Annotated in this window: 10 protein-coding genes; 6 read left to right on the top strand and 4 right to left on the bottom strand. The window is 73.2% G+C overall.

Translation table 11 applies throughout. The features are described from left to right. Nucleotides 1–58: 58 nt before the first annotated feature. Nucleotides 59–2,215, bottom strand: coding sequence for a DEAD/DEAH box helicase (locus RM445_RS06090; protein WP_311555069.1), 2,157 nt, complete (start codon nt 2,213–2,215; stop codon nt 59–61). Nucleotides 2,216–2,468: 253 nt separating this feature from the next. Then, nucleotides 2,469–3,275 carry a hypothetical protein gene (locus RM445_RS06085; protein WP_311555068.1) on the bottom strand — a complete coding sequence of 269 codons (807 nt, stop codon included), beginning with the start codon at nt 3,273–3,275 and terminating at the stop codon, nt 2,469–2,471. 183 nt (nt 3,276–3,458) lie between these two features. Between RM445_RS06085 and RM445_RS06080 the strand changes: the two genes are divergently transcribed. The 6 genes from RM445_RS06080 to RM445_RS06055 are packed head-to-tail and all read left to right on the top strand — an operon-like array spanning nt 3,459 to nt 9,591. Continuing rightward, the gene (locus RM445_RS06080; protein WP_311555067.1) at nt 3,459–4,307 is read left to right on the top strand and encodes an STAS domain-containing protein; all 849 of its coding nucleotides are present in this window, start codon (nt 3,459–3,461) and stop codon (nt 4,305–4,307) included. After that, complete coding sequence (locus RM445_RS06075) at nt 4,304–4,738, top strand: STAS domain-containing protein (RefSeq protein WP_311555065.1); 435 nt, start codon at nt 4,304–4,306, stop codon at nt 4,736–4,738. Before RM445_RS06080 ends, RM445_RS06075 begins: the two co-directional genes overlap by 4 nt. 2 nt (nt 4,739–4,740) lie before the next feature. Further along, the gene (locus RM445_RS06070) at nt 4,741–5,148 is read left to right on the top strand and encodes an ATP-binding protein (protein ID WP_397469241.1); all 408 of its coding nucleotides are present in this window, start codon (nt 4,741–4,743) and stop codon (nt 5,146–5,148) included. Further along, nucleotides 5,136–6,179: an ATP-binding protein gene (locus RM445_RS06065; protein ID WP_311555064.1), complete on the top strand. Its 1,044-nt coding sequence runs from the start codon at nt 5,136–5,138 to the stop codon at nt 6,177–6,179. The genes RM445_RS06070 and RM445_RS06065 overlap by 13 nt, the downstream gene beginning before the upstream one ends. Beyond that, on the top strand, nt 6,176–7,945 hold the full coding sequence (locus RM445_RS06060) for an ATP-binding response regulator (protein ID WP_311555063.1): 1,770 nt from the start codon (nt 6,176–6,178) through the stop codon (nt 7,943–7,945). Before RM445_RS06065 ends, RM445_RS06060 begins: the two co-directional genes overlap by 4 nt. Continuing rightward, on the top strand, nt 7,942–9,591 hold the full coding sequence (locus tag RM445_RS06055) for a fused response regulator/phosphatase (RefSeq protein WP_311555062.1): 1,650 nt from the start codon (nt 7,942–7,944) through the stop codon (nt 9,589–9,591). The genes RM445_RS06060 and RM445_RS06055 overlap by 4 nt, the downstream gene beginning before the upstream one ends. Here RM445_RS06055 and RM445_RS06050 read toward each other — a convergent pair. Both RM445_RS06050 and RM445_RS06045 read right to left on the bottom strand, forming a co-directional pair. Further along, on the bottom strand, nt 9,507–12,629 hold the full coding sequence (locus tag RM445_RS06050) for a DUF3604 domain-containing protein (RefSeq protein ID WP_311555061.1): 3,123 nt from the start codon (nt 12,627–12,629) through the stop codon (nt 9,507–9,509). The genes RM445_RS06055 and RM445_RS06050 overlap by 85 nt on opposite strands. After that, nucleotides 12,626–13,480, bottom strand: a complete 855-nt coding sequence (locus RM445_RS06045; RefSeq protein ID WP_311555060.1) for a sulfite exporter TauE/SafE family protein — start codon at nt 13,478–13,480, stop codon at nt 12,626–12,628. Before RM445_RS06045 ends, RM445_RS06050 begins: the two co-directional genes overlap by 4 nt. Between the last annotated feature and the right edge of the window lie 51 nt (nt 13,481–13,531).

Below are 13,531 nucleotides of genomic sequence, written 5' to 3'. Positions count from 1 at the left end.
CGCCCAGCTGTGATCAGCCCGCGCTCCTGTAGATCTCACGCTTCGTCGTGAGCGTGCTCTACCGCACTTCCGCCAACGCGTCGGTCAACATCGCCACGAGGGTCTCGAGCTGCACGTCCGCGGAGGACGACACCTCCTCCTCCGAGCCGTCGAGCGCCCGGGCGGCGAGCCCCGCCTTGCTGTCGATGAGCTCCGCGATCCTCGCGTCGATCGTCTGGGCGGCGATGATGCGCCACGCGGTGACGGGCTCGGTCTGGCCGATGCGGTGGCTGCGGTCGATGGCCTGGGTCTGCTCCGCGTCGGTCCAGGAGAGCTCGGCGAGCACGACGTTCGAGGCCACCTGCAGGTTGATGCCGACACCGGCCGCGGTCAGGGAACAGACCGCGATCGCGACGTCGGAGTCCTTCACGAACGCGTCGATCTGTTTCTGCCGCACCGTCCGCGTCTGGTCTCCGCGGATCGAGGAGAAGCGGATGCCCGCCTTGGAGAAGGCCGCCTCGGCGGCGTCCATCACGTCGACGTGCTTGGCGAAGAAGACGACCTTGCCTGCGCTGCGTGCCAGCTGGGCCGCGTAGTCGGCGGCGAGGCCGGCCTTCGCCTGCCCGATGCGCCGCATCATGGCGAACACGTTCTCGGCAGCGTTCTCACCGCCCTTGGCCGTGGTCGCCTCCTTCCGCTCCCGGGTGGCGATCCGGCGCACGAGGTCGTGGTCGATCCCCTCGACGACCGGCCCGGCCTTCCGCCGTGCGAGCGCGCTCTCGTACTGCGCCACCATCCGGCGGGCGAGCGACCGCTCGGCCTCCCGGATCGATCGGCCGACCTTGTCGTCCAGCTCGACGGGCAGGTCGGCGATCCGCCGCTCCGGGATGTCGGCCGCCACGTCGATCTTGCGGCGACGGACGATGCCGCGGTCGACCACGCACTGGCGGGCGGCGGGGTAGAACCCGGGGTCCGCCGGCGTCAGCCCGGTCTCCTCCAGCGCCTGCATCAGCTCGGCGAGCGGCTTGGTGTCGTCGATCCAGCCGAGGAACTGCCAGATCGCCTGGAAGTCCTCGATGTCGTTGATCAGCGGGGTCCCGGTCAGGGCCATGAGCAGGGGCCGCGCGACGCGGGACCGGATGCTCTCCGAGAGCTGCAGCACGTTCTGCGAGCGCTGGGAGCTCTTGTTCTTGATGAAGTGCGCCTCGTCGACGACCATGCCGCGGAAGCCGAAGTCGCCGATCCAGCCCACGTGGCGGTCGAGCACCTCGTAGTTGACCACCACGATGTCGGCGAAGCCGTCCATCGTGTCGCCGTTGCCGTGGATCACGGTGGCCGACCTGGTGGGGGTCCAGAGCGTGGCCTCGCGGGCCCAGTTGGTCTTGACGACGTTCGGCACGACCACGAGCAGCGGGTAGGCGTTCGCCGCCTGCGCGGCGAGCAGCGCCTGGGCCGTCTTGCCCAGGCCCGGTTCGTCGGCGAGCAGGAAGGTCCGGTGACCGGCCGCGGCCGCGGCGACCAGCTGGCCCTGGTGGGGCATCAGGGTACGACCGCCCGGCACCTGCAGTGACGACGGCGCGGGGAGCGCCATGCACGGCGAGGCTCCCCCGCCGGCCCGTTCGAACGAGTTGAACAGCGGCCCGAGCAGCTCCCACGTGGCCAGACGGCGCGACGGGGCCGCGCTCGGCCGGGCGGCCGAGAAGTCCGGGGCGAGGAAGGGGTTGGCCAGCTGACGCGAGACGACCGTCTGCGGCACCACCCGCTTCTCGGGAGCGGCAGGAGCGGCGGTGGGAGCGGCGGGCAGCTCCGGGGGTGCGACCTCGACAGTGCCCGGGTCCAACCCGGCGTCCTGCAGCAGGTTCCGCATGAGTGCCCGGGCGGAGTCGGACAGGACGGCGTCCTCGGCGAGCAGCGCGAGCAGCGACGTGTCGCGGGTGGCGGTCTGCGCGAGGATCAACGCGATGCCGTCGAGGCGCTTGAGCATCGACGACCGCCGGGCGTCGCTGCTGATCTCGGTCCGGACCCGGGCCCGCTCCTGGCGCGCCAAAACCGCCACGACCTGGAACTTCGTCCGGTCCGACGACAGCACGCGCCCGCGCTGGGCGGCGGCCTCGACCTCGCTCGCGGTGCGGGCGAGCACCGGGATGATGCCGTCGTCGTCCCGGTTGCGGGCACGGCCCTGCGGCGGACGAGCGGTGCGGTGAGCGCGCCGTAGGCGCTGGTCACCTCGAGCCACGAACTACTCCTGCCTCACACGGTCGAAAACCCGTCGCCATCGGCGATCGAGGCCCTCACGTGGTGATTGGTCGTCGCGGGCGCAGGATCCGAACCTGCGACCTCCGAGGGATGAGCCGGACGGAGGCTCCGACCCGCCCATCATAGTCGACGCCTCCCACGTTCCTGCAGGCCAAGATCCGACATCGCTCGGCCGGCCGTGGAGGCGGTGGTGGCGCCGCACTCGTGAGCGGGTCGTGAGTCGGGTCGTGCCCCTACTGATGGTCCACTCGTGAGGCCGGCAGGTCGAGGCCGTGCTCGGCCAACGCCGCACGCAGCGTCTTCAGGGCGATCGGACCGACGCCGTGCATCGCTGCGAGCTCCTGCTCCGGGACCCCGGCCACTGCCTCCAGCGTCGTGAGTCCCGCGGCGGTGAGCGCCCGCGTGGCCGGAGCGCCGATCTTCGGCAGCCGGGTGCCGGTCGGCGGAGCGGGTCGTCGACGCGACGGCGCGCCGCCGTCGACGACCGCCTCGCCGCGGGGCGAGAGCCGGTAGCCGATGTCGAGCGACTCCGTCAGACCCAGCTCCTTGAGCTTGCGGACGTCGCGCTTGAACGACGGCGTGTCGCGGCCGAGCTCGGCCGCCAGATCCGGAGCACGGACCTCGGGCGAGCGGTCGATGATCGCCAGCGTCTGCCTGGTCCACGGTCCGATGGACGACGCGGCGTCGAGCCGATCCAGGCGAGCGCGGATCTCGGCGAGCTCGGCGTCGGTGGGCGGGCGCTCCCGCAACGCGATCCGCGGGTCCTCGCCGCCCCAGCGCAGGCCCACGCGGAACAAGGGCCGGTCCGCCCTGGCCGCCAGCCCGCGCCGCAAGGCGTCGAGGGACGCGGCGCCGGCCCGGCGCGCATCGTCCTCGGTGATCGCGGCTTCGTCGACGGGCTCGACGGACGTGACCTCGATCAACCCGACGGCGGTGCGCATCCGGGTACCGACGACGACGCGCGGCCGGTCCCAGCGGCGGAAGGCGAGATCGACGGCGCCGGCCTTGATCCCGGCGAGCTCGACCGGCCGGATCATCACGCGGATCAGGTTAGGGCCTGTGCGAGCGCATTCGCGGACGGCGGTGCGCCCGCGCCCGGCCGCGCGGACCGAGCGCTCCCGGCAAGGCCGTCCGGACCTGCGGAAGGGGTGCCCCGGGCCGCCACTAGGGTTGCGGGGCGCTCGGGCGGTGTCGAACCGGCCGCGCGGGACTGGAGGTTGGGCATGGCCGACAACGAGGGGCAGCATCTCCTGCGACTGCTCTGGGACGACGAGGACGCGCTGCTGCAACGCTGGGTGAAGGCGGCCTCGGTGCACCTGCAGGGCCAGGCCGCGGCCTCCGAGCTGGAGCGCTCCTTCCGCGACCTGGTCACCGCGTTGTCGAAGGCGATCTCGGTCGCCGGGCTGGATCTCGACGACGAGGGCTACGGCGAGGTCCGGGCCCTGCTGGCGGAGCTGTCGCGCGACCGGGCCCGGCGCGGATTCACCCCGAGCGAGACGGCCGTAAGCGTGTTCGCACTGAAGGACGCGCTGTTCGAGGTGGCCATGGAGTCGGAGCAGCCCTCCGCCGCGCTGATCACCGCGTCGCGCTGGGTCGACGGCCTGGGCCTGCTGACGATGGACAGCTACACGCGGGCACGCGAGGAGGTCATCGCCGAGCAGGCCGAGCAGCTGCTCGAGCTCTCGACGCCGGTGGTGAAGCTGTGGGACGGCGTGGTCGCCGTGCCGCTGGTCGGCACGCTCGACTCGGCGCGGACCCAGATCGTCATGGAGAAGCTGCTGCAGACCCTGGTCGACACCGGGTCCGAGCACGCGATTATCGACATCACGGGCGTCCCCGCGGTGGACACCGAGGTGGCGCAGCACCTGCTCAAGACCGTGGTGGCCGCCCGACTGATGGGCGCGGAGTGCACCATCTCGGGCATCCGCCCGCAGATCGCGCAGACGATCGTGACGCTGGGGATCGAGTTCGGCGACATCCCCACGAAGGCGTCGCTGGCCGACGCGCTGCTGCACGCCCTGCGGGGCAGCGGCGTGGAGGTCGTGCGACGCCGCACCGGGGCGGTGCGGTGAGTCCGTCGGTCCCCATCCTCCGGCTCGCGGACGCGCTGCTGGTCTCGATCCAGGTCGACCTGCAGGACGATGACGTGATGGCGCTGCAGGAGGAGCTGGCCCAAAAGATCGTCGACACGAGCGCGCGCGGCGTCATCATCGACATCTCGGCGGTGGACATCGTCGACTCCTTCATCGGCCGCATGTTCAGCTCGATCGCGGCCCTGTCGCGGGTGCTGGACGCGGAGACGGTCGTGGTCGGCATGCGGCCCGCCGTGGCGATCACCCTCGTGGAGCTGGGCCTGTCGCTTGACGGCGTGCGTACCGCGCTCGACCTGGAGAAGGGCCTCGCCATCCTGGCCCGGCTCACCCGGGCCCGGCGGCCGCTGGACGAGGACGACCCGGGGTACGACTCCGAGGACCTGGGTGATCCTGTCCCGAGCGGGAGCTGAGCGTGCCCGCGAGTGACACCGCCACGCTGCCCATCTGCACCGGCGACGACGTGGTGCGGCTGCGCCAGCTCGTCCGCACGCGGGCGCTGGAGATCCGGTTGTCGCTGGTGGACCAGACCAAGCTCGTCACCGCGGCCAGCGAGCTGGCGCGCAACACGCTCGTGCACGGCGGGTCGGGCAGCGCCGTCGTCGAGACCGTCGAGAAGGGTGGGCGGCGCGGCGTGCGGGCTGCGTTCGTCGACTCCGGTCCGGGGATCCCGGACCTGGATCTCGCCATGACCGCGGGCTGGACCTCCGGCGGCGGGCTCGGGCTGGGGCTGTCCGGCGCCAAGCGGCTGGTCGACGAGTTCGACATCGACACCGAAGTGGGCCGGGGCACGTCGGTCACCGTGGTCAAGTGGGCCCGATAGGCGTCGCGGCCTCGGTGGCCGAAGACGTCGAGTGGCTGCGGATCGAGGACCTGAGCGCCGCGGGAACAGCCCGCCGCGCCGCCACGCGCCTGGCCGAGCAGCTCGCGTTCCCGCCGGCGCGCGCCGCCGAGGTGGGTCTGGCCCTGACCGAGATCGCCACGAACCTGGCCCGGCACGCCCAGGCCGGCTCGGTGCTGCTGCGCTCGCTGCGCGGCGTCGGCACCGCCGTCGAGGTGGTCGCCGTCGACGCGGGCCCCGGCATGGACGACCTCGCCCGGTCGCGGCGCGACGGGCACAGCTCGGCAGGCACCCTCGGCATCGGCCTCGGCGCGATCCACCGGCTGGCCGACGACGTCGACATCGCCTCGACCCCGGGGGTGGGCACGGTCCTCGTCGCCCGCTTCGACGCCGACCGTCGCGCCCCGGTCCCCGCCGATTCGACCGCGGCCGGCCTGACCCGCCCCATCACCGGGGAGACCGTCTGCGGCGACGCCTGCTGGATCCGCCACATCGGCGACCGCACGCTGATGCTGCTGTGCGACGGGCTCGGCCACGGACCCCAGGCGGCTGCGGCGGCGCAGCGCGCCACCGCGACCGCGCGGGCTGCCCGTGCGGACCGCGTCGGCCCGGAGGAGCTGGTCTCCTCGGTGCACGCGGCGCTGTCCGGCACCCGCGGCGGTGCCGTGGCCGTCGCGGAGCTGGACCCGGCCGCAGGTGTGGTCCGGTTCTGCGGTGTCGGCAACGTCGCGGGCGCCGTCGTCACCGACGGACGCAAACGGGGCATGACCTCCGCCCCGGGAGTTGCGGGTATGCGGGCGCGCCACGTGCGTCGGTTCGAGTACCCGCTCGAACCGACGTCCGTCGTGGTCATGCACTCCGACGGGCTGACCGGTCGCTGGACGCTCGACCCCGAACTGCTCCCCCGCTCGCCCACCATGGTCGCCGCCGCGCTGTTGCGCGACGCCGGGATCCGTCACGACGACGCGGGTGTGATCGTGGCGAGGCCTCATCGCGTGGCCGAGGGCTCGTGAACGGCTCCGACGTCCACGGCCGGGACGGCGGCGACGAGGTGCTGCGACTGACGCTGGCGCACGAGCGCGACGTGTTCGTGGCTCGTCAGCGCGGGCGTGAGGCCGCCGCGGCGGTGGGGCTGGAGAACCAGGACCAGGTGCGCGTGGCCACGGCGCTGTCGGAACTGGGCCGCGAGCTCGTGGTGCGCGGCCGCAGGGCCGAGGTGGTGCTCTCCCTCGTCGGTGGCTCCGTTCCGGCACTCGAGCTGACGGTGACCTGGGAGGGCGAGATCCCGCGGGTCGAGCGCATCGAGGGGGTCGTGGCGGCGAGGCGACTGGCCGACCGCTGTGAGGTGGTGCAGGGCGACGGCCACGGGTCGGTCGTGCTCGGCAAGCGCCTCCCGAGCAGCGCGGCCGCGCCCACGCGCGCGCGGGTGCGGCAGCTGCGCGAGCAGTTCCGCCGCAGCACCGCCGGCAGCGAGCTGGACGAGCTGAGGGCACAGAACCAGGAGCTGCTGCGCACCCTGGAGAGCCTGCAGGCCCGCCAGGAGGATCTGGAGGCGGCCAACGCCGAGCTGGAGGAGACCAATCACGGCGTGCTGGCGCTGCACGCCGAGCTGTCGGGTGAGCTGGAGGAGACCAACCGCGGGGTCGTGGCCCTGTACGCGGAGCTGGACGAAAAGTCGACCCAGCTGCGCGAGGCCAGCGAGAGCAAGACCCGGTTCTGGTCCGGGGTCAGCCACGAGCTGCGCACGCCCATCAACTCCGTGATCGGGCTGACCCGGCTGCTCCTCGATCCGGGCTCCGAGCCGCTCGGCGACGAGCAGCGGCTGCAGGTGTCGATGATCCGCGACTCGGGCGCCCTGCTGTTGGCGCTGGTCAACGAGCTGCTCGACGTGGCCAAGGCGGAGTCGGGTCGGCTGGAGCCGCGGCCGGAACCGGTCGACCTGAACGCCTTGGTGCAGCACCTGGTGGCGGTGCTGGCACCGCTGGTGCCCGAGCCCGCCGTGCGCCTGGCCGCGTCGGTCGACTCCCGCACGCCCCTGCTGGTCACCGACCCCTCGATGCTGACGGCGATCCTGCGCAACCTGGCCACGAACGCGCTGAAGTTCACCGAGCGGGGCGAGGTGCGGCTGGAAGTGCATCCCGAGGACGACGCGGTCGTCGTCTGCGTCGGCGACACCGGGATCGGCATCCCCGCCGAGCACCTGAGCCGCGTGTTCGAGGAGTTCCACCAGGTCCCGGGCCGGTTGCAGATCAGGGCCCAGGGCACGGGCCTCGGTCTGCCCTACGCACGCCGACTGACCGAGCTGCTCGGCGGCTCGCTGACGCTGGACAGCCGGCTCGGTGTCGGCACCACGGCCACGCTGCGGCTGCCGCTCGCCCACGGGTTCGGCGAGATGACCGCGCTGGGGCGGGTGCTCGTCGTCGACGACGATCCGACCTTCCGGGCGCTGGCCCGCCGCATGCTGGGCGACTCCGCCACGGAGATCGTCGAGGCCGCGGACGGTGCCACGGCCCTGCGGCTGCTCCGCGACGACCCGCCCGACCTGCTCCTGCTCGACCTGCACATCCCGCCGCCGGACGGCCGCGCCGTGCTCGCCGCCGTGCGCGCCGACCCGGAGTTGGCGAGGCTGCCGGTCGTCGTCGTCACGGCCGCCGACCTCGACACCGCCGCAGGCGACCTGAGCGCCTTCGCCGTGGTGCTGCAGAAGTCGAACCTGCAACCGGGCCTGTTGCCGGCCGCCGCGGCTGCCGCGACACGCCTCCTCCGGGAGGAGCCGTGACCGCAGCCGATCCGCCGAAGGCGGCCGTCGTCCTCGTGGTGGACGACCAGCCCGCGCCGCGCTACATCGCCGCCAGCTGGCTGCGGCGCAGCGGACACCGCGTCGTCGAGGTGAGCACGGGCGGCGAGGCCCTCTCCGCCCTGCAGGGCCAGAAGATCGACATCGTCGTGCTGGACGTCGGCCTGCCCGACATCAGCGGCTTCGAGGTCTGCCACCGCATCAAGACCGACCCGGCACTGGGCCACCCGGTGGTCCACCTGTCGGCCACCTCCATCGAAGGCCGCGACCGCGCAGAGGGCCTGGACCGCGGCGCGGACGCCTACCTCACCGACCCGGTCGAGCCGGGCGAGCTCGTCGCCACCGTGAACTCGGTGCTGCGCTACTACCGGGCGCGGGCCGAGGCCGAGGAACTGGCCCGGCAACTGGCCGCGCTGAGCCGGGCCACCTTGGCGATGAACGGCGCCGCCACCGTCGACGCGCTGGTCGCCGCCGTCGCCGCCGGCGCCGTGGAGATCACCGGCGTTCCCGCGGTGGCCCTCGTCCCGTCCGCGATGCACCTGCGGCGCGCCGCCGCGCCCGCCGGGGGCGGCCCGCCGGTCGTCTCGTCGTGCCCGGCCGAGGTGCTGACCCGGCTCGTGCGGCACGTCGCCGCCGACCGGGAGACCGAGCCCGTGCGGGAGGTGACGGCCGACCAGCTCGGCGGGTCGGTGCAGGCCGGTTGGGCGGTGCTGTCGTCGTCGCGATCGGGGCACCCGCCCGTCTGCGTCGCCGTCGCCGACACCGACCGCCCGAGCAACCGGGTGGTCGAGGTCCTGGTCCAGCTCGCCAACGCCGCGGCGATGGCGGCGGACGCACATCGGCTCTACGAGCAGGAGCACAACCTCGCACTGACCCTGCAGCGCAGCTTCCTGCCCGACCGCATGCCCGACCTCCCCGGCCTCTCGATGGCGGTGCGGTATCTCCCCGCGGTGCAGGGCGTCGAGGTCGGCGGCGACTTCTACGAGCTGATCCAGCTTCCCGACGGCCGCCTGCTGGTCGCCATGGGCGACGTGGCGGGCCACTCCATCCACGCCGCGACGATCATGATCGAGCTGCGGCACGCCGTGCGTGCCTACGCCCTCGACGGGCACGGCCCGAGCGCGATCCTCGTCCGGATCGAGCGCGTGCTGCGCCACTACTACCGCCACGAGTACGCCACGTTGTGCCTGCTGCTGCTCGACCTGGAGCGCGGCACGCTCGACGTCGCCAACGCCGGGCACCCGCCGCCGCTGGTCGTCGGGACGCACGGCGCCGCGTACGTCACGGCTGTGGGCCCGATGCTGGGCGTCGGCCTGCCGCACCCGCCCGAGACGACCGCCCGGCTCGACGGGGTGCGCACCATCGTGCTGTTCACCGACGGCCTCATCGAAGACCGCCCCGTCGACATCGACGCCGCGATGGAACGGCTGAGGGTCTGGCCGTCGCTCGACCTGCCGCCCGAGGACCTGTGCGACGACCTGCTCGCGCACTTCGGGCAGGACAAGTCCGACGACGTCGCGCTGTTCGTGCTCCGCTGGACCGGTCAGTCGGCCGCTGAGCCCGGCGGCCCGACCCAGATCGGCGACGACCACGCCAGCTCGCCGTCCACCTGGAACACCCGGGCGTAGTAGAAGGCCGCCGGAGCCGTCTCGTCCCGGAAGTCGACGTCGACCTCGCGCACGCCGAGACCGAGCAGGGCACCGACTGCCGGCTGCAGTGCCAGCTCGCCGGACCCCTCCTCCGCCTGCCCCCCGTCGGGCACGAACGGCCCGGTGGCCAGCCGATCGGCCAGCTCGGCCAGTCCGACGCGGACGGTCCGGCCCGCGCACTCGATCGAGACCTCCGCGTCGGCGGGCCCGCACACACTCACCTCGACCCCGCCGCGCTGGGACCCGTAGATGTCGCCGAAGCTGTGCGTGACGTGCTGCCACGCCACGGTGTGCTCGTCCATCTCCGTCACCTCGGGCCCGACGTGGTCGGGCAGCACCAGCCGGCCTCCGTCGACGGTCAGCCGACCGTCCCAGCGCGTGGTCGTCTCCGCCTTGCCCCACTCCACCCGCAGGTCGACGCGGCGGTGCCCCGGCGGCAGGTCCGGTTCACCCCGCATCACGTGGACGACCTCGCCGTCGCGCAGGATGTCGACGCGGGCCAGCTCGGCGTAGCCGGAGGCGTGCACCCGCAGCGGTCGCGGACCGGTCCACTCGACGTCGGAACCCATGAGGTGCGGGCCCAGCCGTATGTCGACGAAGACGTCGCGCGTGCTCGCCGCGCAGGTGCGCCTGGACTGCAGTGCCTCGAAGACGTCGGCCCGGCTCAGCGAGCGGGCCAGCACGGCGACGTAGCTGGCGCCGTGCCCGTGGTCCGACGACGCGATCAACCCGAACCGGTGCCCCCGGCGCAGGCCGTCGATCATGAAGGTGCCGGTCGCGGTCCCGTCGGAGTACGGCCGGAAACACACCTCCGACTCGTAGTTGCCGCGGCAGGCCTGGAACACCTCGACGAGCCGGCTGTACCGGGGGTCGTGGTAGTCCCAGTCGTTGTGCACCATGGCCGAACCCGGGTGGTGCGGGATGGTGATCGCGGGGAACTCGGGGTGCCCGGCGAGCCCGCGCCACAGGCCGTCCGGTGTGGTGCTGCCCTCGGCGAACGCGGAGAAGATCGGCGCGCCCCGCGCCACGTCGCCGTAGATGACGTTCTGGTGGCCGTGCTCGGCCGAGGTCCACTCGAACCCGTAGAACGGCACGAAGCGCCCGGGCACGTGCAGCAGGTCGGCGATCTTCTGGATGCTCCACCACTGGTACGCGGTGGAGTTCTCGGCATGGTCGGTGACCGCCCAGAAGTCGTACTCGTCGACGTCCCAGGCGTAGCGGTAGAAGTCTTCGAGGGACGGCTCGTCGCCGGAGGTGCAGCGGCTGACCAGGGAATGCCGGTGCAGATCCCCCCAGTACAGGTGGTAGGTCTCCCCTGCCGCCTGCACCTGGTGGCGCTCCCCCCGGCCGCCGGCCGCCTCCGGCACCCAGCTCCGGACCTCCCGGCGCGCGTCCGAGCGCAGCTGCGCGGAGCGCCGTGACCCGGGGGCGTCGTCCGGGGGCACCGGTCCCGCCGTCTCGACGGTGGCCAGCACCACCTGGCCCGCCCCGTGCACGCCGTGCCAGATCACGGCGCCGTGGTGGTCGGCCAGGTACGGGCACTCGCGGCCGCCGAACCCCTCGGTCCAGTGCAGGGCGCGGTCCAGCCGTCCATCGGACTGCGTGGCGATGACGACCCCGTGCTCGCCGGCGGCGAGCGACACCTCCTCGAGGGTGGCGTCGGTGCCGGTGAACGTGATCGGCGGCCGCCAGCCCGAGGCGTCGAGCACCTGGGCGGCCGCCTCCCAGTAGTAGGTCATCAACGGCAACTGGCGGTGGACGCGGTAGCCGATCACCAGGCCACCGTCCGCAGTGGCCTGCAGCCGCGGCAGCGCGGACGGGGCGACGCCGAGCCCGGGGGCGAGGATGCCGGGCGGTTCCACCAGTTCCTCGTCGCCGACACACACCACCCGGATCTCCGCGCTGACCTCGGGCAGCAGTTCGGGGGGCACGCTGTCGCCCGGCTCCCGCATGCCGGCCTGGTCGTCCGCGCGGCCGGTCCCGGGCCGCGGGCGGAGGCGGGTGGGTCCGCTGCCGCCGTGCCCCTGCATCGTGATCACGTCGAACGCGCACCACACGCGGCCGTCGGTGGTCGTGGCCAGGCTGGGGTGCAGCGCGTAGTCGCTGCCACCGGTGAGCCGGCGGACCAGACCCGCCACGCCGTCCGCGCCCACCTGGCGCAGGGCGACGGCGTAGCTCCCCGTGGAGTACTCGGACCAGGCGTAGGCCATGCCGTCGCCGTCGGCGGTGAGGGTCGGGTCCCACACGTTGGACGCCACACCCTCGCTCACCCACAGCGGCTCCGCCCAGCTGCCGTCCGACCAGCGCCGGGAGAAGATCCCGAACCGGTCGTCGACGCGGCCCTGCCAGGCCACGTACAGGCTCCCGTCGGGGTGGGCGAACACCTCCTGGTTGAACGACGGTCCGTCGGTGCTGCTCACCGCCTCCGGTTCACTCCAGGAGCCCTCGGCGAACCGGCAGGCCCAGACCCCGACCCGGGCGTCGACCGACCGGCCGAACAGCAGCCAGGGCGTGCCGTCGGCGGTGATGGCAGCGGTCGGGCGGAAGAGGTCCTCGGGGCCCTCGACCACCGTCGTCGTCCGCCCGTCCAGTGCGGCGACGAGCCGGTCGCCGCGCCCCTCCTGCCACTCCAGCCACCCGACCAGCGTCCTGTCGCCCCGGGCGGCGATGCTCGGTCGGGCGGCGTTGCGGCTCCCGGCCACGACGGCGGCCGCGCCGCGGGCCTGCCCGACGAGCCGGGGTGCGGCGTCGAGGACAGCAGCGGCCTTCTCGAGCTGGGCCGGGATCAGCCCATCGCCCTCGTCCACCCACATGTACCGCAGGGGGTCCGGGTCCAGCTCGGCGATGGTGCCGGTGATGTCGACGCACTCCTCGACCGCGACCGTCAGCCGGTGGTTGAACGCCAGCACCAGGTCGAGGTCGGCCTGCTGGCGTTCGGTGTACTCGCCGCGGTGATGGTCGGCGGCGCAACCGTGGGCGTGCCCGTGGCCGTGCTGGTGAGCGTGTGCCCCGCTCATCCGGTCAGCAGGCTCTCGGCGCCCACGAAGATTCCCACGAGCAGCAACATTAGGGCGAAGATCCTGGTGAGAGCGGCACCGGGCAGCCGGTCGGCGAGGCGCCTGCCGAGCAGTGTGCCGACGACCGAGGCCAGGGTGAACGGAACGACGACGGTCCAGTCGACGTCCAGGTCACCCATCCGGGACACCAGCGCCGACGCCGAGTTGCACACCATGATCAGCAAAGAGGTCCCGACGGCGGCGGCGAGGGGCATCCGCAGGGCGATGACCAGGACCGGGAGGACCAGGAAGCCGCCGCCGACACCGAGGAAACCGGTGAGGAAGCCGACCGCGGCACCGCAGCCGGCGACGACGCCGACCCGGACGAGCACCCGGCGTCGCCCGACGGTCGGCCGGACCGCGAGCGCCGTGCCGGCGTCCCGTCCGGGACCGGAAGGCGGGGTCGGCAGCTCGGCGGGGTCCGACGTCCCGGCGCACTCCTCGGCGTCTCGCGTCGTGCGGCTCTCGACCAGCATCGCCGCCGCGGCCACCACCGTGACGACGGCGAACGTCACGAGCACGGCGGGCGAGGCGACCCGGTGGTTCAGCACGCCGCCCAGGTAGGCGGCCGGCGCGCCGACGACGGCGAAGGCGAACCCCGTACGCCAGCGCAGGCTGCGGTCCCGGATCCGGGTCAACACGCCGGCCAGTGAGGAGATCCCGACGATGAGCACGCTGCTCGTGGTGGCGTCCTGTGCGGTCAGCCCGAGCAGGTAGACCAGCGCCGGAACGGTCAGGGCCCCTCCCCCGCCGCCCAGCCCGCCGATGACGAGGCCGATGACCAGCCCCAGGGCCGCCGTCGCGACCACCATCAGCGCACCATCAGCGTTCTCATTCCTCGGGACGAATCACCTGCAATGTAC

The sequence above is a fragment of the Pseudonocardia charpentierae genome (genome assembly GCF_031845345.1).
In the GTDB taxonomy this organism is placed as follows: domain Bacteria; phylum Actinomycetota; class Actinomycetes; order Mycobacteriales; family Pseudonocardiaceae; genus Pseudonocardia; species Pseudonocardia charpentierae.
This window is presented reverse-complemented; position numbering and strand designations above follow the sequence as displayed.